This window comes from Dictyobacter kobayashii (genome assembly GCF_003967555.1).
GTDB classification, from domain to species: Bacteria; Chloroflexota; Ktedonobacteria; order Ktedonobacterales; family Ktedonobacteraceae; genus Dictyobacter; species Dictyobacter kobayashii.
Genome location: NZ_BIFS01000002.1, coordinates 2,397,619 through 2,419,391, shown reverse-complemented (window position 1 = coordinate 2,419,391; position 21,773 = coordinate 2,397,619). Strand labels below are relative to the sequence as shown.

The window sequence follows — 21,773 nt, the reverse complement described above, 5'->3', positions numbered from 1 at the left end:
GCGGAAAGGCAGTCCACTCGCTCTCCCCGCATCAAAGCCAGCTCCTCCTCCCCCACCGGCCGAAACAGCACAACAACCTCACTCGATATAGACTCGTTCTGAACCATAGCGTTACCTCGCTTTCAAAAGAATGCAGCAATAAACACGATCTGTACGTGCGGGGCTTGCCCCCGCTTTTCCGTTTCTGCCTTTAAAATAATAATAAACACGAATTGCACCAGTAGAACGTGCGTTTTTTGTGCAATAACGGAGGAAGCAGGGGAAGTTTCTCATGTATTTGTTATATTTTCATGCAGAAGCGGCTGAAGCGGGGGCAAGCCCCGCACGTACAGATCGTGTTTATTGTTGCGTTCAATTGCGTTATTCGATTTTCTAGCCTTTATAGCGTAGCAATTGAACTCGTGCTATTATCTCATAAATATAGCTAGATTCAAGTATTTCAAGGAGGAAATCCCTGATGTCCAATCCGGAGCATGTGGAAATTTTTAAACAAGGAGTGGAGGTCTGGAATCGGTGGCGGAATGAGCATCGTGCTATTATGCCTGATTTAAGCGGGGAGGATTTTTCGGGGGCTCAGTTGGATGATGTGAGGTTGAGTTTCGCCGATCTGCGCGGGACACGGTTCCATGCTGCGCAGTTACAACGTGCATATTTTGTTAGCTCAAACCTTTCTGAGGCGGATTTCAGTCAGGCTCAACTCATCGAGGGTCATCTAGATAGTGCGCGCATCATGAATGCGAATTTTTGCCAGGCTAATCTACAACGTGCAAAGGTACGTCAGGCAAAACTCTATGCTGCTAATCTGAATGGAGCAGATCTGCGCCATGCGAACCTGTCCAGGGCGGGGCTGAGTTCGGCACGACTGGATGGTGCCGATTTTAGTCCGCCATACTGGATTGGAACGAGCTGGTCAATGTGGATATTAGCCAGGCCCGAGGATTTGAAACCGCCCTCTATCAAGGTCCATCCCATGTCGGGCTCCGCACCCTGGTACGCTCGCAGCCCCACCTCCCTATGGCATTTTTGGAGGGCACAGGCGAAAGCCTTGCAGCAATCGCAACATTATGTGTAGCGCCCGGCTACTCTACTGGCTCAGCTTGCTGATAGCTTGTGCATAGCCGATGGCAAACCCGATCCATAAGGCCTGGATTTCTTGTTCACTATAGCTGGAGTTGGATTGAGCCAGCCAGGCGTCAAAGAGGATGCGGGCACGCGCAAATGTGAAGCCATAAGGGAAAAGCTGGCGCACATTGCTAGCGTCGGACTCCGCCAGCAAAGCCTGCTCGCCAAGCCGCATGGCATCTTGATCAGAGAGTTCTGGCCTGGGTGACGCTGGTATGTGGGCTGGCTCTGGCGATAGCTGCTCAGTAGCTACTGGCTGTGCATGCGCTTTAAGCCGGTGCCCCGGGTGCATCTTGTCACTGAAAAGGGCGCCACCATGTAAAATAGCCTTACGCAACTCAGGACCATACAGTTGGGCCGTGCTCAGATCAGCGCCCTGCAGGTTTGTATTGTGGAGCACCGCATCGCGCAGATCACTCCCATTCAAATCCGCATTGTGGAGATCCAGGTCAGTCAGATCAAACTCACGCAGATCCAGGTTCCTGAGAATCGCATAGCTTAAATTAGCCTGGCGCAAATCAACCCGCTCCTCCGCATCTTCACCTAAGAACGCTCCGGTCAGGTCCGCCCCATCCAGGTCGGCCTCACTGAGGTTGGCGGCCTGTAGATGTGCCCCACCAAGATTCGTGCCACGTAGATTCGCGGCATGCAGGCTGGCTCCCCGCAGATTGGCTCCCCGCAAATCTAAATAAGACAAGTTGCAATGCTCTAAATGCTGAAAACTCAGGTTCAGTTGCGCCGGATCATCCACTTTGCTCAAGAGCAACTCAACATCCGCTCTCGTCAAAGGAACTGTAGACTTCCCCAATCCTGCTGGTCTTTCAATGTTCATATCGTACTCCTGATAGTAACCAGAATCTGCCCAGTAAACTCACCCTTAGCCAGGCCGGATTAAATAAACTTCCCAGCTAGCACCATTATAATGCAAGAAGATATCCCTTTGTATCAAAACACTGGCGATCCTCTGCTGTTAATATAGAAACTGCATGGCATGATTCTACATTGAGTATCCCACATCATCATCCCAATAGCGAGTGGTTCCTTTTCGTTTGGTGCTGACACCCTCTAAATAATACAATAGTAGTATGAGTTAGTGTCATTTTTCGAGGGAATAAGAATGAGTATAGATATACCCCCAATTCGCTTGACTACATTGGCCGGTAGTGCTGGCTGCGCTGCCAAGATGGGACCACAGACCCTGGCACAGGTGGTGAGCCCATTAAAACAGGTGGGTGTTCCACAGGATCTGCTAGTTGGACTGGATGCCATTGATGACGCGGCCGTCTACCGCTTGAATGATCAACAAGCCGTCATCAGTACAGCAGACTTCTTTCCACCGGTCGTGGATGATCCCTATAGCTATGGGTCTATTGCGGCCGCCAATGCGGTCAGCGATATTTACGCCATGGGCGGCAAGGTCTTGATGGCCATCAACCTGGTTGCCTGGCCCGATGACCTGGACGCGGCCATTTTGCGCGAGGTCTTGCGCGGAGGAGCCGACATTGTCGCGCAGGCAGGTGGCGCCATCGCCGGCGGCCACACCATCATCGATAATGAGCCCAAGTACGGCCTCTCAGTCACTGGCCTGGTGCATCCTGATCACATCCTGACCAAAGGTGGCGCCAGACCCGGCGATATTCTGGTGTTAAGCAAGCCCCTGGGTGCTGGACTGATCACGACAGCTCAGAAACGCAACAAAGTCGAAGAGGCGGATATCCAGGCCGCCATTGCCTCGATGACACGCCTGAACCTGAAGGCCAGCGAGGCCCTGGTCGCGGCTGGCAAGGGCGTCCACGCCGCCACAGATGTCACCGGCTTCGGTATCATGGGGCACGCGCGCGAGATGGCCATCCAGAGCCTGACCAATATGCGCTTCGATCTGGCAGCATTCCCACTGCTCCAGAATGCCCGTCACTACGCCGAAATCGGCTGCATTCCAGGCGGAGCCCAGCGCAACAAATCCTTCCTGGAAGCCCATGTACGCATTCGTGAAGGCATCGACCCGATCGACCAGGCCATCCTCTGGGACCCCCAGACCTCCGGCGGACTCTTTGCAGCCGTCGACCAGGCCACCTGGTCCCAGCTCTCCCAGCTCGGCCCGGATGTCCCCTTCTGGCGCATCGGCGAAGTCACCGACCAGGTCGCCAGCGAAGATCAAGTCATCCTAGAAGTACGCTAACAACTAACAGCAAAAGAGCCTATAATTTTTATCATGTTGCACGAAAAATATGCTGCAGTATTTTTCGTGCAACATGATAAAAATAGCTCGGGTACGCCAGCGCACGTACGCAAGAGGGTCTGCCAGCTATTATTATTTTGCACATATAAAATAATATGATATACTGAAGTTCATATTTATATCAGGTCGAGGGTTGCGATGAAACCCAATCATCGATTACGACAAGAGCGCGAGGCCCGCGGCTGGTCACAGGGAAGGGTCGCCGAGGCTATTGGCACAACCGATCGCAACGTGAGTCGGTGGGAACGTGGCGCATCTTCTCCTTACCCTTATTTCCGGGAACGGCTGTGTGCCCTGTTTAATAAGAGTGCCGCTGAGCTAGGATTGATCGAGCAACCAGCACCCGATGAAGCCTCATCACCTGGCCCTCTACCCGCTTCAGCTCCTACAAAAACAGCCCTTTATGATCCCACGCTGCCAGGTCCCTTGAGTAAACAGCGGCCGCTATTTGGCCGTGATGCGTTGCTAGAGCATTTGCTGCAGCGTCTATGCGCCGGAAATAATGTGGCCTTGTATGGCCTGCCGGGCAGCGGCAAGACAGCGCTGGCCATCGCGCTGGCATACGATCAGGGGCTACGCGCAAATTTCAGCGATGGTATTCTGTGGGTCGGGCTGGGGCCGCTACCCAATATTCCGTTCCAGTTGAGCCGTTGGGAGCGCTACTGGCTCCCCTGACAGGTGAGAACACAGTTGCGCCAGGCATCGATAGCTGGGCCCTGGCCCTGCGTTCAGCGATCGGCTCACGTCGAATGTTGATTGTGATCGATGATGCCTGGGACATTGAGGCTGCGCTACCGTTTAAAGTAGGGGGAGCTAATTGTGCTTTTCTGCTCACAACACGCTTTCCACGCATCGCGCTACAGTTTGCCGGTGAAGCAGCCCAGGTCGTGCGCGAGTTAAGCACCACAGATGGGGTGCAGTTGTTAACCCACCTGGCACCCGAGATTGTAGTCCATGATAAATCGGCGGCTCTGGAGCTTGTACGGGCGGTTGGCGGCCTGCCGCTGGCCCTGACATTGATGGGTAAATATCTACAGACACAGGCTTACGCCAATCAGCCACGCCGCATGCGCACCGCGATTACGCGCCTGCAGGATGCCTCGCTGCGCCTGCGCCTGCATGAGCCGCAAGCGCCATTGGAACGGTCTCCCAGCTTGATGGCGGATACCGCCCTTTCACTGCAATCAACGATTGCCGTCAGCGATCGCGTGCTCAGCGAGGAGGCGCGTACCACCCTGCGCGCCCTGGCAGTCTTTCCGGCCAAACCTAATAGCTTTTCAGAGGAGGCCGCCATCGCCGTGGCCCATATCCATGAAGATATATTAGATGAGCTGGCAGACGCCGGCTTGTTGGAGAGCAGCGGCCCGGGACGCTATACCCTGCACCAGACGATCGCCGATTTTGCCAGGGCCAATCAGCAGGATAATACAGCCAGTGAACGCTTGATTGCTTATATGATTCGCTATGTGGAGAAGCAGCAGGCCAATTATGAAGCCCTGGAACGCGAGAGCAGCAATATTCTGGCCGCGTTGGCCCTGGCCTTTGAGTTTGGCCAGCAGGCCAGGATGGTCCGTGGCGTCAATGCCTTCGCGCCGTTCTTGCTGCAGAGAGGCTTATATGATCAGGCCAGAATCCATCTCCAGCGAGCCCACCACCATGCCCTATGGCAGCGTGATAGCGCGGGCATCGCCCTCACCCTCTATTTCCTCGGCAATGTCGCCCTGCAACAAGCAGACTATAGTCAGGCCGAGTCCCACCTGCGCGATGGCCTGGCGGAAGCCCAGAACTATGGCCATACTGCCATTGTCGCTCGCCTGCAACAATCACTCGCGGAACTAAGCAGGCGTCAGAACGACAAGCAACAGAGCGCAGGAACCGACAAATAGTAGCTTTTATTTGTCTTTGCCGCTACACCAGAGGGCCCACCAGACAAGCAGGCCTTGCATTGGCCAGCGCAGGATATGATAGATGGGCGAGCGGGTCGGACCCTGGAAACGCTTGCGCGCGAAAGTATGGTAGATATTGGCAGGGAAAATCGCTACCAGTAACGCCGCCAGGCCTCTGCCTGCCACTACTTGAAAGCGCGGAATCAGCACGCCAATGCCTCCCAATAACTCAAAAACACCGGTAATGTAGATCGCGGCCCGGCGCCAGGGAAGGAATGGTGGCACCAGTTGTATCTCAACATCGGTGGCGGTAAAATGAAATATTGAGGCAAACATAAACACGATGCCCAATGTAATACGCGCCGGCTTCTTCAATTTGGCGGCTGCAATGCCAGTATTTTTCATAATATATAAGCGACTTTCTAGCGTGCCAGTCTCAAGCAATAATCGATCATCATAATTGGTAGCTACAGATAGCATCGCACACAGCCAGAACCACATCAATAAGAGTAGCCAAAAATACCAGGGCAGCCAAATTTCACAGAGAGTAGACACTTCTGGCGTTTTATGCTATAGTCGCTTCAGTTACGTTATTTAAGCTATACAATATCGATAAAAACTGGCACTGCTTGAGACAATGTCATCGTGTCCCGTGTTCGCAGAGAGGGATAATCCAGGCTGCAAGTTGTCCTGAACACATCTGATGGATACCACTCAAGAAGCTTCTCCTCCAGTAGCGCTGGAGAGCGGGTAGGCCTCCGTTAATGGGCGCTAGAGGTTCGTTGTACCAGCAGATAAAGCGTAGGCTGGCAGAATGAACGAATGGTGGGTGGAACCACGGATGAGTTAAGCTCTTTCGTCCCGTTGTGCGGGATGAAAGGGTTTTTTTATTGGCAAGAAACCACCAATCAGGCAGGCAACATATACTGTACACATCACGGATTTTGACATCGTCATTAATGGGAGATTGTCAAAGTAGCCGGCCCGATTTAAGCAACCGAGCATGAATAGAACGCGCGGCAATATCACGTATTGCTGCTTACAATAACATGTTGTAGTGAGAAAGGGAAAAACTATGAGTACTTCAGTAGAAGTAGCTGATGAGCAAGCTCAGCTAGAGCTGGATCGCATGCGCCACTCCACAGCTCACTTGATGGCGGCGGCGGTACAACTGCTGTGGCCCGAGGCTAAATTTGGGGTCGGCCCGGCAATCAAAAACGGTTTTTATTATGATATCGAACTGCCGGTTGCCCTGTCCCCCAAGGATCTGGAGCGCATTGAAATCAAGATGCGTGAATTGAAGAACAAAAAACTTCCTTACCAGCGCATTGAGATGGATATCGACGCGGCCATTGAGGAGATGAAGCAGCGCAAGCAGCCATATAAGGTAGAGCTGTTGAGCTTGCTTAAAGAGCGTGGCAGCACCGCCGTCATCGAGGAGACCGGTGACGATGATGCGATTGGCGTAAGCAACGATCAGGGCGTAGAAAAGGTGTCCTTCTACCAGACCGGCCACTTCGTCGATCTGTGCCGTGGACCTCATGTGGACACAACCAGCCAGATCGGGGTCTTCAAGCTAATGAGCATCGCTGGCGCCTACTGGCGTGGAAACGAGAAGAACCCACAGTTGCAGCGCCTGTATGGTACCGCCTTCAACAATAAAGAAGAGTTGGATCACTATCTCTGGTTCCTGGAAGAGGCCAAGAAGCGGGATCACCGCCGCCTGGGTCAGGAATTAGACCTGTTTACTTTCTCGGACCTGGTTGGTGGTGGACTGCCACTCTTCACCCCTAAAGGCACCCTGATCCGCAATTTGCTGGAAGACTTCGTGCAGTCGTTGCAAGAGCCCCATGGCTATCAGCGTGTACATATTCCACACATTACCAAGAGTGATCTGTATAAGGTATCGGGCCACTGGGACAAGTTCCAGGAAGATATCTTCCATGTCAGCGGCAAAAGCGGCGAAGATTTTTGTATCAAGCCGATGAACTGCCCGCACCACACCCAGATCTACGCCAGCCGCATGCGCAGCTATCGCGAACTGCCGATCCGCCTGAGCGAAGTGACCGCCGTCTATCGTGATGAGCTACCAGGCACCTTGCATGGCCTCTCACGCGTGCGCGCCATCACCCAGGACGATGCCCACGTCTTCTGCCGCTCCGAGCAGGTCGCCGAAGAGGTACAGCGCATCTACTCGATCATCGAGGGCTTCTATAAACCCTTCGGTATGGATCTGTCTGTCCAGCTCTCGCTGTGGGACGAGAAACATCCCGAGAAATATCTGGGAACACCCGAAATCTGGCACGACGCCCAGGAACAGCTACGGCAGGTCTTGCGTGACAAGAACGTCAGCTGGACGAAGTAGCCGGTGAAGCAGCCTTCTATGGCCCAAAAATCGACTTCACCGCGAAAGATGCCCTGGATCGCTCCTGGCAGCTGGCAACCGTCCAGCTGGACTTCAACCTGCCTGAGCGCTTCAACCTGGAATATATCGGGGCGATGGCCATCCTACCCGTCCGGTCATGCTCCACCGCGCCATCCTGGGCTCGGTCGAACGCTTCATGTCGGTTCTGATTGAGCACTATGCGGGTGCCTTCCCAACCTGGCTGGCCCCCGTTCAGGCCGTGGTCATTCCAATTGCGGACCGCCACCTGGACTACGCCTACGAGGTCAAAAAGACCCTGCTGGCCACCAGTTTACCGGGCGCCCAGAGCCTGCGCATCGAAATCGACGAGGCCCGCGAATCCATGCAGAAGAAGATCCGCAACGCCCAGATGCAGAAGATTCCATACATGCTGGTGATCGGCGATAAAGAGGCCGAGAATGGCACCGTAGCCGTACGCCGTCGTAGCGGCGGCGACCTCGGCACCCTCCCGGTCTCCGAGCTCGCTGAGCGCCTCAAGACCGAGGTCCTCACTCGCAGCGACCTGGCCTAAACAGATGCAATGGGAGCGTGTAAGCGGCTGTTTGCACGCTCCTTTCGCCATAAGAGACTATGTCAATAAAGGACAGCGCCTCTCCAACCCTTAACCTCCTTGAGCCCCCGGCAGATCCCAGGTGCAGTTATTTTAACTGAAGTACTACACATCCTCGGACTTTGGAGTTGTGCCCAGCCGCCGCCACCGGGAGAGGAGATGGTGAGGCGGTCACCAGGGGCGGCCCGAAAGTGGACTTTGCCGGACAGGATGGTTTCCTGGTCGTCGTGGGTAAGGCGGTTTTCGCCGCGCTGACCGGGCTGGCCACCTTGCAGTCCGTAGGGGGAGAAGCGGCGGCGCTCACTGAGCAGAGTAACGTCGGTCGGCACCTCAAAGGTAATTTCACGGATCAGGCCATCACCGCCCGGTGCGCTCCCTCGCCGCCTGAACCATCGCGCAACTGATAGCGGCTGATGCGCATAGGATAGGCGTATTCAAAGGCCTCGACAGGCGTATTTAAAGTATTGCTCATATGGACATGTACGCCCGACAGGCCGTCTTGTTGGGTCCTGCACCCATGCCACCTCCCATCGTTTCATAGTAAGCAAAGGGGCGCTGGCTACGCGGATCGATGCCACCAGCGGTAATGTTGTTCATGGTCCCCTGACCAGCAGCCGGGATGATATCAGGCAACGCCTGGGCCAGGGCCCCGAAGATGGCGTCGGTAATGCGCTGCGAGGTCTCGACGTTGCCCTGGGCCACACCGGCCGGCGGGCGAGCATTGACAACGGTCCCACCCGGAGCAATCACGGTCACTGGCGAGAAGGTACCATGATTCATTGGAGCATCATCGGGCATCAAGCAGCGCACAACATAGTAAGCAGCCGAGCGCGCTACGGCCGCGACAGTATTGATATTGCCACGTACCTGAGCACTACTCTTAGAGAAATCTACCGTCAGGTTACTACCACGGACAGTGATCCCAACAGAGATTTTCACCGGCTCCTCGCTGGTCCCATCATCATCCAGATAATCGGTAAAACGGTAATAGCCATCGGGAATCGAGTTGATCGTGGCCCGCGTAATGCGCCGGGCATACTCGATCAGGGCCTCAACATGCTCATCCAGGATGGGCAGGCTCCAGCGCTCGACCAGCTCCTGCATGCGGCGAATAGCAGTACGATTGGCGGCCACCTGGGCCGTCAGATCGCCACGCCGCTCGTCGGGAGTACGCACATTGCGCAGGAGTAAGGCCAGTAGCGGCTGGTTGGGGTGGCCAGCATCCCAGAGCTTCACGGGCGGGATAATGATCCTTCCTGGTAGATCTCGTTCGCCAGCGGCATCGAGCCAGGAGACATGCCACCAACATCCGAGTGGTGGGCGCGATTAGCGGCAAAGCCGATCAGGCGCGGCTCATGCTCGATCTCAACATAGATCGGTGCAATCAGCGTAATATCGGGCAGGTGCGAGCCACCCAGGAACGGATCGTTGAGGGCGATAATATCACCGGGCGCAAAATGATCAAAGGTAGTAAGCGCCGACGCCACTGAATCAGGCATAGCACCCAGGTGGACAGGAATGTGTGCCGCCTGAGCGATCAGGCGCCCCTGGATATCAAAGAGCGCGCAGGAGAAATCGCGCCGCTCCTTGATATTCGGCGAATAGCTACTGAGCATCAGGACCGTCCCCATCTCTTCAGCGATGGCGGTCAAGGCGCTGCGAAAGATTTCCAGGCTGATCGGGGTTACATGCGTGGTCTCGATCATGATCATTTTCCTTCTATCTGCTCTTGCTCAAGTAAATTACTGACCTCATCAACATAACCGCGCCACTCAGGAGGAAGGACCGTGGTGGTATCATATTGCACAATAATTGCCGGACCCTTGAGCACGGCACCGAGATGCAGATCATCCCGCTGGTAAACGGGCACGTCATAGGAGATCACTTCACCGCCTGCTCCAGCAAAAATCGCCTGCCGCTGCGAGACCGCCTTTACCCGGGCATCATGGACCGCCGCCTGCCGCCTCTGCTCAGGCTTGCTGGTCACGCCACGCGCTTTAAGGCGCACATTGACCACCTGTACCTGCTCATTAGGATCATTATACCCGAAGCGCTGCCCATGGGCCGTATGGAAATCATCCACCGCCTGCTCCACATCCTGCTCGAATGGAATGCGCAGCTCATAGGATTGACCTACATAGCGCAGATCCAGATAACGCTCGATACGTATGTTGTGAAGTGCAATGCCCTCGTGTGCCAGATCCTGCCGTCCCTGTCGCTCCAATTCCTTCAGCACAGAGACGACCTCCTCCTGAGCCTCCTCGGAAGGAACCATCACCGTGCGCACATAGTCCTTGAGGGTATCCGCTACCAGGGTACCCAGCGCCGAGAGCACACCAGGGACCATAGGCACCAGTACGCGAGGGATGCGTAGCGCCGCCGCCAGTTCACAGGCATGCAGGGGTCCAGCGCCACCAAAGGCCACCAGGGCGAAGTCACGTGGATCACAACCACGCTCCACAGAGATCACTCGAATGGCCGTCTCCATGTTGGCATTGACCACCCGAATAATACCCAGCGCAGCCTCTTCTGGCGTAGTATTGAGCCGCGTCGCGATCGTGGCGACCGCCTGCTGAGCCGCTGACAGATCCAATGCCATCGTGCCACCCAGGAACGCCTCAGGAACCAGACGACCAAGCACTACATTGGCGTCGGTAACCGTAGCCTCCGTGCCGCCATTACCATAGGCAGCCGGCCCAGGACTGGCCCCGGCCGAACGAGGTCCAACACGCAGAGCTCCCCCTATATCGAACCAGGCGATACTCCCACCACCAGCCCCAACGGTATGGATATCGATCATCGGTAGCTTGCTCGGGTAGCCACCAATCGCGCCATCGGTCGTCTCGGTCGCCATACCATTAATCAAGGCCACATCAGTTGAGGTGCCACCGATATCAAAGGAGATCGTCTGTTCAAAGCCCGATGCCTGCGCCACAAAGGCCGCGCCAACCACGCCAGCGGCTGGTCCAGAGAGCAGGGTCCGGGCCGCCTCGCTACGGGCCATCGCACTGGAGATAGAGCCGCCATTCGATTGCATGATGCGTAGCGGCGTACGTTGCGCCAGCTCCTGTTCCAGGCGCTCCAGATAACGAGCGATCAAGGGACCGATATAGGCATTCAACACAGTCGTACTGGTGCGCTCATACTCACGAAACTCAGGTAGGATGCTGGAAGAGGTCGAAACATAGAAGCCTGCCGCGCGGGCCTGTTGTGAGACGCGCTGCTCATGGGCGGGATTAGTAAAGCTAAAGAGCAACGAGATCGCGACCGCCTCCACACCTGCATCTTTCAGTGTCTCAATAGCGGTAGTCAGCGAGGCCTCATCTAGCTCAAGCATCACCTCGCCACGCTCATTCAGACGCTCCACCACCTCCACCCGCAGCTCGCGTGGCACCAGCGGCGGCACCTTCTGGGCCTGCAGACTATATAATTTGGGGCGCGTCTGCCGGCCAATCTCCAGGATATCGCGAAAACCTGCCGTCGTAATCAAGCCCGTAGCCACCCCTTTATGCTCTAACACCGCATTCGTGGCCACCGTCGAACCGTGCACCAGCACACTCACATCCTGCAACACACCCAGTTCCCGCAAGCCCTGCAGGATCGCCTGCGAAGGATCACTCGGCGTCGAAAGCACTTTATGCACCTTAAAATTACCATCTTGCAGCAGGACGATATCGGTAAACGTACCGCCAGTATCAACTCCAACCAGCAGATTTGTCATACATAACTCCTCACCAATGTATGTGTGGCCCGGGCGGTCGCCGTTGTCTCCCTGCGACCGCCTTTAATATGCGCAACCATCTTAATCGACCGCCACCAGTTCCTTACCTTTAGTTTCAGGCAGGAAAAACAGCGCCAGGATACAGAGTCCATAGCCAAGGGCGCCAAAGCTGATCGCGCCACCCAGGCCAATGGTGGCCGAGAGATAGCCGATAATAGTAGGGAACAGCGCTCCAACACCACGCCCAAAGTTGTACGAGAACCCTTGTCCAGCGCCACGGGCACGGCTGGGAAAGAGTTCCGCCAGGTAAGAGCCAAAGCCACTAAAGATGCCCGAGGCAAAGAAACCCAGCGGTAAACCCAGGAATAATAACAGCGTATTGGCCCCGCTGGGGATCTGGGTATAGAGCACAATCAATAGCGCGCTACCCAGCGCATAGATGACAAAGGTAGCCTTACGACCAATCCAGTCATTAATGTACCCACTAATTGTATACCCTAGAAAAGAACCGATGATCACAACCAGCACATAGGGCGTGCTGCCAACCACACTGAGATGGCGGTCCTTCTTCAAGAAGGTCGGCAGCCAGGTAAAGATGGCGTAGTAGCCACCCTGCGCCCCCACAGCAAGCAGCGAGGTAAAGATGGTCGTCTTCAGTAAACCGGGCCGAAAGATCTCAAAGAAAGAAAAACTGGTTCGTACGCTCTCCTGAGTCTCGACAAACACCTCGGGCTCCTGCACATTGCGACGTACATAGAGGATAAGTAGAGCGGGAATAATGCCTAGCCAGAACACAATACGCCAGGCCAGATTAGCTGGAACCAGGGCGAGCACCACGGTGGAGGCCAGTAAGGCAAAGGCCCAGCCCAGGGCCCAGGCGCTTTGTACCCAGCCTAACACACGGCCCCGCTGCTCAGGATTGGCTACTTCGGCCACAATAATCGCGCCGGCCGCCCATTCGCCACCAAAGCCCAGTCCCTGGAGTGAGCGGAACAACAAAAGGATAGGATAGCTGGGCGCAAAACCAGACAAGAAGGTAAAGAGTGCATAAACCATGATGGTCAATAACAGGGTACGCACACGTCCAATAGAGTCGGCCAGGGCCCCTGCTAATACCCCACCAAAGGCCGAAACTACCAGGGTCACCGTCGCAATCAAGCCTGATTGGGCCTGGGTCAAGGCGAAGGTAACGGCAATAGCAGACAAAATGAAGGTAAAGATCTGGAAATCGAAGGCATCCAGTGCCCAGCCCAAAAACGAGGCCCAGAACGCATGCACCGCCCGCCCGGAGAGCGAGGTATACCAATCAAAGGTGAAAACACTGGTACGAGATCGAGGGGTCCTGGTCGTCGCTTGATCGATTTTCATGAGAGACCTCCTTGTATTCGCTATGCACAATCGCAGATTTCACACTCAAATAGTAAACAAAAAGCGCTACTTCTCCAATGCTCACCAGACAACAGCCACCACCCAACTACTCATCATGTAGCGGACAACTTTTCGCGAATGAAAGGCGGCCTCACCATATTGATACCTGAATTTCCATCGAATGCGGAAACTCAGAAAAAAACGTGGAGAAATACTACCTGACTACCGGGGTGCTGTTCGTCTCTAAAAAGATGGGAAATTATAGTTATTGCAAAAGATTTGCAATAACCTATCTTTAGCGAGTATACTTTGATGGTGTAGTTGTACCAGGACGATAAACACGTATCATGCTCAGATGAACTGAAGTGCAGTCCACAATGGGCACGGCGCTCCAACTGTTATTGTCAGCAAACAGCCAGTTCATGAGTTTAGAAGCTTAAGGGAGGACATTGCATGAGTCGTACTCGTGGTGCCGTCAAGAGCAGTTTTGGATTTTCAGCCCTGTCACATGTATTTAATGATAGCTCACAGGATGTTCGCAGTAAGATCATCGGCATCTATACATTTCTTATTTTGCTCAATTTAATCGTCTGGATCTTAGCGGTGGTCGCATTCAGCGGGGCCATGGCCACGCTCGGTCTGGCGATCACAGCCTATACATTTGGTCTGCGACACGCAGTGGATGCCGACCATATATCGGCCATCGACAATGTTACCAGAAAATTGATGCAAGAAGACAAGCGACCAATCTCGGTCGGCTTCTTCTTCGGCCTGGGCCACTCCACAGTCGTCTTTGGCCTCTGTATCGCCATAGCCATTACCGCCAGCGTCATGAAAAATTTTGATGCCCTCAAACATATTGGCGGCTTTATTGGCGCCTCCGTATCAGCCATCTTCCTCTATCTGATTGCCATTTTGAATGTCGTTATTCTCTGGGACATCTTCAAAACCTTCCAGAAAGTGAAGCGCGGCGAGGAATATAACGAGCAGACGCTGAATGAGACCCTCAACCAGCGCGGCTTAATGGCCCGTTTCTTTGGTCCATTATTGCGGGCCACTGATAAGAGCTGGAAGATGTATCCAGTCGGAGTGCTATTTGGCCTGGGCTTTGATACCGCGACCGAAGTAGGCATTATGAGCCTGACGGCCTTGCTGGCCACCCAGGGTCACCTACCTGTCTGGAGCATCCTGCTCTTCCCGGTACTGTTCATGGCCGGTATGTGTCTGATCGATACCACCGATGGCATTTTAATGCTGGGCGCCTACGGTTGGGCCTTCGTCAAACCAGTGCGCAAGCTTTACTACAACCTCAACATTACCCTGATCTCGGTGCTGGTTGCCTTTGTGGTTGGAACAATCGAAGTACTGGGTATCATCAGTAACGCCCTCAATTTGTCCGGCCCCTTCTGGGATCAAGTAGGAAACCTGAATGATAATTTTGGTTTCATCGGCTACGTCATTATTGGCATCTTTGTCGTTAGCTGGATAGTTTCCACAATCATCTATAGAGTTAAACGCTATGATGACCTGGTCGTGTCGACTGCGACACCCGCCAACGTGGCCGTAGCAGCTGAAGCAGAAGAAACAGGCTCGTTTGCCAATAGACAATAATACACAAAAACACTAGCTACATGAGCCAGAAGCAAGCGGACACTCCTGACAATGGAGTGTCCGCTTTTTGATGCCATTCAGATCCCCCATAATTAGCCGAAGATATGCATACTCTTCCCCAAGATAGGCGGGGTATTTCCGGGCTGCCACAGGTATACTTCTAAGCAGTAATGGACAAGGTCTTTACAGACCATATGAGCTCAAGGAGGATGCAATCATGACCAGACTGGTTACCCCATTATCAACTCAGGATGTGGCATACTATCGAGAGAATGGCTACCTGCTCTATCATCATCAACTCTTTTCCGAAGAAAAGTTTGCTCGCTTGCAGAGTATTTTCGAGGAACACCTGGCACAAAAAGGCTCTAAGCTCTCTGATGAACTGGACACGCCGCATTTCCGCGATCCCAGGCTGCTGGAGTTTCTATTGGGTGATGAAGTGTTGGACCTGGTAGAACCGATTATAGGACCAAACATTTTATTATGGTCCAGCCATTTTATCTGTAAAGATCCCTATACGGGCCGCTCAACACCCTGGCATGAGGATTCCGCCTACTGGAATGGTCGGGTGGACAATTACGACAAGATCATTACGGTCTGGCTGGCCCTCGATCGCAGTAACGAGGAGAACGGCTGCATGCGCGTCATTCCTGGCAGCCATGTCAATGGCTTTTCGGATTACGAACCGGTAGATGTGGGCAGCAATACATTTGACAGCCAGATTAAAAATGTGGATGCCTCACGGGCGGTCTCGTTTGAGCTAGAGCCCGGCGAATGCTCGCTCCATGATTCGCGTATCATGCATGGCGCGCAGGCCAATACCAGTCAGTATCGGCGCTGTGGCTATACTATGCGCTACATGTCGGCGGACACCAGAATTATACCCGAGCGTAACACCGGACATCAGCTCTGGCTGGCGCGCGGCAAAGATCTCGCTGGCAATAACTATGTGAATGCCTGAGAAGGAGGGCAGAGGGGTACCAAACATGGTAGTGCCCTCTGTAAATAGCATGCGCCACACCGCCCTGAAACGCCTGAGCAGTACCGATCATATGGGTGCCGACCTGCCACTGCACATCTATCGGCAATCACTGTATGGGCAAGGCGGAGGCGTCCACTGGCATGAGTTCTATGAGGTCGGATTTATCCTGGCAGGTCATGGGCAGCATATCCTCAATGGCAGCGCGTATCCAGTTCAACGCGGCAGTTGCTTTATGCTCACCCGGCAGACTTTCACGACCTCATCCCCAATTCAGGGGAGACATTGGAGCTATTCGATGTGGTCTTTCTGGCCGATGTGCTGAAAGACGAGGTTTATCGCCTGCTCTTTCACGATCTGAAAAGCTATCGACTTGACTTTGCAGGTGACGAGCTCAACTTGATGGAGCAGGAGTTTCAGCGGCTATATCATGAGGCTAACCTCAACCAGATCGGCAGTGCGCTGATAATGGTAGGAACGCTGGAACGTATCCTGATCGATCTGCTCCGCCATAGTCTGCAAGAAGCTCCCGAGCCAGCCGGCGACCAGACAATGACACAACAGCAAAAACTGAACATGAGCCTGGTTTATCTACACCATCATTTCCGGGAACCGCTGACGCTCAAAGAGGTGGCCGCCCAGGTTCATCTCTCAGCCAACTACTTCAGCGAATCTTTTCATAGCAGCTATGGCATCGCCTTCCAGCAATATTTACAGGATCTCCGCCTGCGCTTCGCCCAATCCTTGCTTATCAGTAGCGATTTCCCGATCTCGCACATCTATGCGGCCGCTGGTTTTCAAACCCTCTCGCATTTTGAACGCGCTTTCAAGCATAAATTTGGCCTCACGCCGCGCCAGTGGCGGCAGGGTAAACACGAAGCGGGCAAAGAGCAATAAAGAGAGGGCAAAGCCAATCTGGCCCTGCCCTCTCATATGCTTATGTCAGAGGAATTGGATTATTAGGGGCGTACCATCACCTTGATGGCCTCGCGCTTATCCATAGCAGCATAGCCAGAAGGTACCCCTCAAGATCCACGGTCATATTCAATACAGGTGCCGGATCGAGCTTGCCTGCAAGCACATCCTTAAGCAATACAGGCAGGTACGCACGCACAGGGGCAATTCCACCACGCATTGAGATGTTGTGCAAAAACAGGCGCGAGAAATTTAACTGCTCGCTGCCATGGGGTGCGCCAACATAGCCGACTCCACCGCCGGGACGAGTAATATCAATCGCCATATCCATGGCAGCCTTGGTGCCTACACACTCCAGGGTAGCATCGGCCCCACCTTTGGTCATTTCCTGAACCTGCTTCACAGCATCATCGCCACGTGCCTCCACGATATCGGTGGCCCCAAACTCTTTAGCGATCTTGAGCCGTTCAGGTTGGTGACCCAGCATAATTATTCGAGAGGCCCCCAGACGTTTGGCAGCCAGAACTCCACATAAGCCGACCGCACCATCCCCAACGATGGCCGCAGTACTCCCCTGTCGGACGCCAGCGGCTACTGCGGCATGATGACCGGTGCCCATGACATCCGTAAGAGGCAAAATGGACTTGAGCAACTTCTCGTCGTTAGAAGTCTCGGGGGGCACCACCACCAATGTACCATCCGCCAGCGGCACACGCATCGCTTCAGCCTGGCCACCATCATTGTTCGCACCACCCCAGAAGCCGCCATGAATACAAGAGGTATAGAGACCTTTATGACAAAATTCACAGCTCCCATCCGAGAATGTAAAGGGAGAAATCACGCGATCCCCTTTTTTTACCGTTTTGACCTCTTTCCCCACCTCTTCCACAATACCCATAAATTCATGGCCCAGGCGCCAGCCTTCCTGGTACTGGTCCAGGCCACGATAAGGCCATAAATCTGAGCCACAGATACAGGCATGGGTAACACGAATGATAGCATCTGTGGGTTCTTTAATCTGAGGATCGGGGACCTGATCTATTCGTACATCAAACTTGTTGTGATAAACGGTTGCGCGCATCTATTTGCACCTTTTTTCCATGAGGAGAACTCGCTATACAAGTTGGTTCAATCATCGCGACGTGTACCCATCAAAACTATGGTTTCGAGATACTTGCATAGCGGGTCAATTCAATATAATCGACATAACTTATGGGATGGTTCAATCTGCACATCCCCTGGTCAAGACATACAACGGAGAATATATTTTCGCCGCGTACTATTGAAAAGCAATCGTAAACGCCGCTTGGACGCGGCTAGCTCCGCTGCCACGGGCTGAACCATTCGGATTGATCAATTGCGAACAAGCTGGTTCGCCGGTCAGGCAGCTGCGCTCATACGATTGAATGGCGTACCTTAAAGTACCACGTTGAAGACAACTCATACGGTGACACCGGAACACCATTTTCTCCCCTGGTCTTACTCCTGGAGCCGTTAGCCGGGCCCTGAGGACGAAGCATATATAGCCTGAAACAACCTGATAAAACTATACATAAGCAGGTCAATATATGTGGTAGAATATGTATATCGGGTAGAGACGAGTATCAAATCATGCCAGCGGCGGGAGCATAAAGAGCGAATGAACAGCGAAATAATCAATAGCTACCGCATTGAAGAAAAAATTGGTGGAGGAGGATATAGTCGTGTTTATTGGGCGAGCCACATTGCATCTGGCAAGAGAGAAAGTAGTCGCATTAAAATCTTTCACGATTATGTAGATACACCCCTGGCTCGGGCAAAATTTGAGAGCGAGGCCCGGCTGCTGAGGCGACTACAACACGAGTATATCGTCCCTATCATCGCGCATGGCATAAAATATATTAGAAGCCGGGAAGCACGCCTCCCTTATCTCATTACAGAACTGGCGCCCCACGGCTCATTACGCGATCTACTCAATAATACCAGCGAGCCGCTACCGAAAAATCAGGCCCTGATGATTATTACCCAGGTCGGTGAAGCGCTACAATATGCCCACGATAACAATGTGGCTCACCTGGATATTAAGCCAGAAAATATTTTATTTAAAACCCCGGAGCATGTCTGGCTGGCGGATCTAGGGATCGCGGATGTGCTGGTCTCCACGCGCACCCGCGAAGGAGGGATTGCGGGCACCTATGCTTATATGGCACCCGAGCAATTCCAGGGCCAGATGAGTAAACGCAGCGATCAATATGCCCTGGCCTGCGTAGCCTACGAGCTCCTGACCGGTACCCATCCGTTCGATACCACCAGCTCCCATACATTGATGTATCAACATCTTGAAAAGCAGCCCGTTTCACCCGCTGAATATAATCCAGAGATTCCAGATGCCGTCTGTAAGGTAATTCTCAGAGGCATGGCCAAGGACCGCTATGATCGCTATGCAACCACCGCTGATTTTGTGAAAATGCTCAAGTTAGCTTTCCGCACCGGCAACTGGCGGCCACGAGACAACTATCTCCACACCCCGCATACACCTACCTGGAATCCCGATCAGCCACCACCGACACGGCGCGCCAGCCGCATCTATCAACCACGAAATAATCCGGCTCATCCGCAGGGACAAGTACAACAGCTTCAGCAACGTCCGGTAGCCAATGCGCAGCGTATTGGTCGCCATGCGGTTCATCAGCCACCACAGACCTACCGGCCCCCTATTGTAAACCAGCAACGGGCTAGCAGTCCGGTGAGATATTCTTCCGCCCGTCCACCACGCACACATAGTCGGCGCCTGCCACGGCAACCGCCACGCTCACGCGTACAGGAATTTATGAGTAGCCAGGAGTTTATTTCAGTTCAACCATCTACCTATTTGCGCCAGAGCTATCAAGGCCAACAAACACTATATAGAAATTGGTTTAAGGCGGGTTACGTCTGGCTGGCCCCACTAATGCTTGCATTGGCACTGATCGTCTATATACTTCCCCTGCTTGTCCCCTCATTTGCATATACCATCCAACTGCAATTTATAGATTGTAGCGGCCTGGTTATCTGCCTGACCGGCGATGCGCTGAGCGAGGTATATCGAGATGGGCATCCATTCTGGACACCCTGGCCATCGCGGCATTTGTCTTTGGGGTCGCAGGGACGCTGATCTCCTGGATACAAGCTTCTGGCGTCTATTTTTTTCTGGGACTATTACCTATGACCCTGCTCAGTGTCTTCTATCGCTGGCGCCATGCTGGCAAATGATAATGCCGGGCGCCAGCAGAGCTAGAACAATCAGGCTTTATTAACCAGAGGGTCATGGTGAGCAGCTACACTTTCACCAACAGTGCCATCGGCGCTCAGCGGCCACGCATGGACTGTGACGCTAACCAGGTGCTGTTGGGCATGGTAGAGATTGTGCCGTACCTCTTCCACCAATTGATGGCTTGCACGTAACGACAACTCTTCATCCACCAGAATCTGGATCTCGGCCGAGAGTGAATGACCGATCCAGCGGGCACGGATGCTCTGTATCCTTCGCACTCCAGGGGTAGCCAGGGCAGCCTTTTCCAGACGATCAATAATAGCCGGATCTACCGCATCCATCAGGCGATGCCACATGGTGACCGCTGTATCTTTAACAATAAAGAGGATTGCCACCGTGATCAACAAGCCAATCAATGGGTCAGCCAGCGGAAAACCAAACAGGCTGCCAACAACGCCGAAGAGCACGGCCAGGGAGGTCAGACCATCGATACGGGCGTGCTGGCCATCAGCTACCAGGGCCGCTGAACCAATCTCTTTTCCCACACGAATACGAAAGATCGCCACCCCTTCGTTGCCCAGGAAACCGACGATAGCCGCCAGCATTACCCACCAGACATTGCGCAGTGGCTCAGGATGCAACAGTTTAATGGCACTCTCGTAACCGGCCACAATCGCACTGAGGAAGATCATCAGCACAATCACCACGCCGGCCAGATCTTCAGCTCGACCAAAGCCATACGTGTAGCGCCGGGTTGCAAAACGACGTCCAAGCACAAAGGCTAACCCCAGTGGCACAGCCGTTAGGGCGTCAGAAAAATTATGAATGGTGTCAGCGAGCAAGCCGACGCTACCACTCAATAGCACAATTATCAACTGGAAAAGGGCCGTCACACCCAGGCCCAGCAAAGAAATCTTCAGCGCCCATAGGCCCCGGGCACTGGATTCCAGCGCGCTATCTATGTGTGCCTCACCATGACTATGCCCATGGAAGAAAGGGATAGCCTCTTTTAACCATCCAAATCGACCATGGTCATGCCCATGATCATGGGTATGCGGCTCATGATCGTGATCGTGATGATCGTCCTGTTCATGATCATGGGTATGCGGCTCATGGTTGTGGTCGTGATGATCGTCCTGATCGTGGATATGTGGTTCGTGGTCGTGGTCGTGGTCGTGGTCATGGGGTTGAGAACGCACTGACAATTCATGCTCTGACATCCTGACATTCCTCCTTCGCTAGTCCAGATGTGCTGGTAAACTATAGGGATGATCGGGTAGGCCGTGACGCACATGATCAACGTGGTAATGAGCCTCGCGGAAGAGCGCGGCAACGTGCTGGTCATCCACAGAATAATAAATAGTAGTACCGTCGCGGCGCGATTTTACCAGGCGACGATCGCGCAAAAAACGTAAATGATGGGAAACAGCCGATTCTGAAACACCAACCAGAATCGCCAGGTCGCGCACACATAAAGAGCGCTGTGTCAGTGCATATAGAATACGAGCGCGTGTAGGATCTGAAAGAGCTTGAAAGGTTTCAACGATCAAAGTCAGGTGCATATCTGGAAGCGCTTGTTGTCGGGCAGCCTCCACCGCTTCACTATCGATCGGTATTAACTCTACTTCTTTTCCCATTAAACGCCTGCTCGCTTTCTCTTATCTGCGTATCTGAACATCTACTCAGATAGTAAAATAAAAAAGAGCTCCTGTCAAGACAGGAAGA

Annotated in this window: 19 protein-coding genes and 2 pseudogenes; 12 read left to right on the top strand and 9 right to left on the bottom strand. The window is 53.6% G+C overall.

Going from position 1 to position 21,773, the window contains the following annotated elements; translation table 11 throughout:
• Positions 1 to 457: 457 nt before the first annotated feature.
• Positions 458 to 1,072 carry a pentapeptide repeat-containing protein gene (locus EL645_RS36985; protein WP_126557386.1) on the top strand — a complete coding sequence of 205 codons (615 nt, stop codon included), beginning with the start codon at positions 458 to 460 and terminating at the stop codon, positions 1,070 to 1,072.
• Positions 1,073 to 1,084: 12 nt separating this feature from the next.
• Here EL645_RS36985 and EL645_RS36980 read toward each other — a convergent pair whose 3' ends face one another.
• Complete coding sequence (locus EL645_RS36980; protein ID WP_126557385.1) at positions 1,085 to 1,954, bottom strand: pentapeptide repeat-containing protein; 870 nt, start codon at positions 1,952 to 1,954, stop codon at positions 1,085 to 1,087.
• A 285-nt stretch (positions 1,955 to 2,239) separates the two neighbouring features.
• On the opposite strand from EL645_RS36980, the gene selD reads away from it, so the two are divergent.
• The 3 genes from selD to EL645_RS36965 all read left to right on the top strand — a co-directional run bounded on the left by selD (position 2,240) and on the right by EL645_RS36965 (position 5,247).
• Complete coding sequence (selD, locus tag EL645_RS36975) at positions 2,240 to 3,301, top strand: selenide, water dikinase SelD (protein WP_126557384.1); 1,062 nt, start codon at positions 2,240 to 2,242, stop codon at positions 3,299 to 3,301.
• 198 nt (positions 3,302 to 3,499) lie between these two features.
• Positions 3,500 to 4,036, top strand: a complete 537-nt coding sequence (locus EL645_RS36970; protein WP_126557383.1) for a helix-turn-helix domain-containing protein — start codon at positions 3,500 to 3,502, stop codon at positions 4,034 to 4,036.
• Positions 3,964 to 5,247 carry an NB-ARC domain-containing protein gene (locus tag EL645_RS36965; RefSeq protein ID WP_126557382.1) on the top strand — a complete coding sequence of 428 codons (1,284 nt, stop codon included), beginning with the start codon at positions 3,964 to 3,966 and terminating at the stop codon, positions 5,245 to 5,247. Before EL645_RS36970 ends, EL645_RS36965 begins: the two co-directional genes overlap by 73 nt.
• Positions 5,248 to 5,253: 6 nt before the next feature.
• Here the strand turns inward: EL645_RS36965 and EL645_RS36960 are convergent, their stop codons facing one another.
• Positions 5,254 to 5,727: a DoxX family protein gene (locus tag EL645_RS36960; RefSeq protein WP_136625360.1), complete on the bottom strand. Its 474-nt coding sequence runs from the start codon at positions 5,725 to 5,727 to the stop codon at positions 5,254 to 5,256.
• A 595-nt stretch (positions 5,728 to 6,322) separates the two neighbouring features.
• Between EL645_RS36960 and EL645_RS36955 the strand changes: the two genes are divergently transcribed.
• From EL645_RS36955 to EL645_RS41930, 3 genes are read left to right on the top strand one after another with little or no spacing between them, the layout of a single operon-like run.
• Positions 6,323 to 7,612, top strand: coding sequence for an aminoacyl--tRNA ligase-related protein (locus EL645_RS36955; RefSeq protein ID WP_218032245.1), 1,290 nt, complete (start codon positions 6,323 to 6,325; stop codon positions 7,610 to 7,612).
• Positions 7,600 to 7,821 carry an aminoacyl--tRNA ligase-related protein gene (locus tag EL645_RS46115; protein WP_371865850.1) on the top strand — a complete coding sequence of 74 codons (222 nt, stop codon included), beginning with the start codon at positions 7,600 to 7,602 and terminating at the stop codon, positions 7,819 to 7,821. The genes EL645_RS36955 and EL645_RS46115 overlap by 13 nt, the downstream gene beginning before the upstream one ends.
• Positions 7,809 to 8,183: a His/Gly/Thr/Pro-type tRNA ligase C-terminal domain-containing protein gene (locus tag EL645_RS41930; protein ID WP_218032244.1), complete on the top strand. Its 375-nt coding sequence runs from the start codon at positions 7,809 to 7,811 to the stop codon at positions 8,181 to 8,183. The genes EL645_RS46115 and EL645_RS41930 overlap by 13 nt, the downstream gene beginning before the upstream one ends.
• A 167-nt stretch (positions 8,184 to 8,350) precedes the next feature.
• Here the strand turns inward: EL645_RS41930 and EL645_RS36950 are convergent.
• From EL645_RS36950 to EL645_RS36940, 3 genes and pseudogenes are all read right to left on the bottom strand, one after another.
• A pseudogene (locus tag EL645_RS36950) lies at positions 8,351 to 9,928 on the bottom strand (hydantoinase B/oxoprolinase family protein); the annotation flags it as partial.
• 2 nt (positions 9,929 to 9,930) lie between these two features.
• Complete coding sequence (locus EL645_RS36945; RefSeq protein ID WP_126557380.1) at positions 9,931 to 11,943, bottom strand: hydantoinase/oxoprolinase family protein; 2,013 nt, start codon at positions 11,941 to 11,943, stop codon at positions 9,931 to 9,933.
• An 81-nt stretch (positions 11,944 to 12,024) separates the two neighbouring features.
• Positions 12,025 to 13,311, bottom strand: coding sequence for an MFS transporter (locus tag EL645_RS36940; protein ID WP_126557379.1), 1,287 nt, complete (start codon positions 13,309 to 13,311; stop codon positions 12,025 to 12,027).
• Positions 13,312 to 13,764: 453 nt separating this feature from the next.
• On the opposite strand from EL645_RS36940, the gene EL645_RS36935 reads away from it, so the two are divergent.
• From EL645_RS36935 to EL645_RS36920, 4 genes are all read left to right on the top strand, one after another.
• The gene (locus tag EL645_RS36935; RefSeq protein ID WP_126557378.1) at positions 13,765 to 14,922 is read left to right on the top strand and encodes a HoxN/HupN/NixA family nickel/cobalt transporter; all 1,158 of its coding nucleotides are present in this window, start codon (positions 13,765 to 13,767) and stop codon (positions 14,920 to 14,922) included.
• A 217-nt stretch (positions 14,923 to 15,139) separates the two neighbouring features.
• Positions 15,140 to 15,883, top strand: coding sequence for a phytanoyl-CoA dioxygenase family protein (locus tag EL645_RS36930; RefSeq protein WP_126557377.1), 744 nt, complete (start codon positions 15,140 to 15,142; stop codon positions 15,881 to 15,883).
• A gap of 25 nt (positions 15,884 to 15,908) precedes the next feature.
• Positions 15,909 to 16,226 (top strand): AraC family ligand binding domain-containing protein, encoded by a 318-nt coding sequence (locus EL645_RS36925; protein WP_161978000.1) that lies wholly within the window; start codon positions 15,909 to 15,911, stop codon positions 16,224 to 16,226.
• A complete protein-coding gene (locus tag EL645_RS36920; protein WP_126557375.1) occupies positions 16,187 to 16,798 on the top strand; it encodes a helix-turn-helix transcriptional regulator in 612 nt (203 codons plus the stop codon). Before EL645_RS36925 ends, EL645_RS36920 begins: the two co-directional genes overlap by 40 nt.
• Before the next feature lie 62 nt (positions 16,799 to 16,860).
• On the opposite strand, the pseudogene EL645_RS36915 reads toward EL645_RS36920, so the two are convergent.
• Positions 16,861 to 17,897 (bottom strand): annotated as a pseudogene (locus EL645_RS36915) (zinc-dependent alcohol dehydrogenase family protein).
• 198 nt (positions 17,898 to 18,095) lie between these two features.
• Positions 18,096 to 18,260, bottom strand: a complete 165-nt coding sequence (locus EL645_RS39850) for a hypothetical protein (RefSeq protein WP_161977999.1) — start codon at positions 18,258 to 18,260, stop codon at positions 18,096 to 18,098.
• Between the two features lie 195 nt (positions 18,261 to 18,455).
• Between EL645_RS39850 and EL645_RS36910 the strand changes: the two genes are divergently transcribed.
• Positions 18,456 to 19,949: a serine/threonine protein kinase gene (locus EL645_RS36910; protein WP_126557374.1), complete on the top strand. Its 1,494-nt coding sequence runs from the start codon at positions 18,456 to 18,458 to the stop codon at positions 19,947 to 19,949.
• Between the two features lie 128 nt (positions 19,950 to 20,077).
• On the opposite strand, the gene EL645_RS36905 is transcribed toward EL645_RS36910, so the two are convergent.
• Entirely contained in the window at positions 20,078 to 21,268 is a 1,191-nt protein-coding gene (locus EL645_RS36905) for a cation diffusion facilitator family transporter (protein ID WP_126557373.1), read from the bottom strand.
• Positions 21,269 to 21,286: 18 nt separating this feature from the next.
• On the bottom strand, positions 21,287 to 21,685 hold the full coding sequence (locus tag EL645_RS36900) for an ArsR/SmtB family transcription factor (protein WP_126557372.1): 399 nt from the start codon (positions 21,683 to 21,685) through the stop codon (positions 21,287 to 21,289).
• Positions 21,686 to 21,773: the final 88 nt, after the last annotated feature.

Excerpts from the sequence above, each read along its gene's own strand:
- EL645_RS36985 (WP_126557386.1), top strand. The coding sequence starts at position 458 with ATGTCCAATCCGGAGCATGTGGAAATTTTTAAACAAGGAGTGGAGGTC.
- EL645_RS36980 (WP_126557385.1), bottom strand. The coding sequence starts at position 1,954 with ATGAACATTGAAAGACCAGCAGGATTGGGGAAGTCTACAGTTCCTTTG.
- selD (WP_126557384.1), top strand. The coding sequence starts at position 2,240 with ATGAGTATAGATATACCCCCAATTCGCTTGACTACATTGGCCGGTAGT.
- EL645_RS36970 (WP_126557383.1), top strand. The coding sequence starts at position 3,500 with ATGAAACCCAATCATCGATTACGACAAGAGCGCGAGGCCCGCGGCTGG.
- EL645_RS36960 (WP_136625360.1), bottom strand. The coding sequence starts at position 5,727 with ATGCTATCTGTAGCTACCAATTATGATGATCGATTATTGCTTGAGACT.
- EL645_RS36955 (WP_218032245.1), top strand. The coding sequence starts at position 6,323 with ATGAGTACTTCAGTAGAAGTAGCTGATGAGCAAGCTCAGCTAGAGCTG.
- EL645_RS41930 (WP_218032244.1), top strand. The coding sequence starts at position 7,809 with ATGTCGGTTCTGATTGAGCACTATGCGGGTGCCTTCCCAACCTGGCTG.
- EL645_RS36945 (WP_126557380.1), bottom strand. The coding sequence starts at position 11,943 with ATGACAAATCTGCTGGTTGGAGTTGATACTGGCGGTACGTTTACCGAT.
- EL645_RS36940 (WP_126557379.1), bottom strand. The coding sequence starts at position 13,311 with ATGAAAATCGATCAAGCGACGACCAGGACCCCTCGATCTCGTACCAGT.
- EL645_RS36935 (WP_126557378.1), top strand. The coding sequence starts at position 13,765 with ATGAGTCGTACTCGTGGTGCCGTCAAGAGCAGTTTTGGATTTTCAGCC.
- EL645_RS36930 (WP_126557377.1), top strand. The coding sequence starts at position 15,140 with ATGACCAGACTGGTTACCCCATTATCAACTCAGGATGTGGCATACTAT.
- EL645_RS36925 (WP_161978000.1), top strand. The coding sequence starts at position 15,909 with ATGGTAGTGCCCTCTGTAAATAGCATGCGCCACACCGCCCTGAAACGC.
- EL645_RS39850 (WP_161977999.1), bottom strand. The coding sequence starts at position 18,260 with ATGAGTTGTCTTCAACGTGGTACTTTAAGGTACGCCATTCAATCGTAT.
- EL645_RS36910 (WP_126557374.1), top strand. The coding sequence starts at position 18,456 with ATGAACAGCGAAATAATCAATAGCTACCGCATTGAAGAAAAAATTGGT.
- EL645_RS36905 (WP_126557373.1), bottom strand. The coding sequence starts at position 21,268 with ATGTCAGAGCATGAATTGTCAGTGCGTTCTCAACCCCATGACCACGAC.
- EL645_RS36900 (WP_126557372.1), bottom strand. The coding sequence starts at position 21,685 with ATGGGAAAAGAAGTAGAGTTAATACCGATCGATAGTGAAGCGGTGGAG.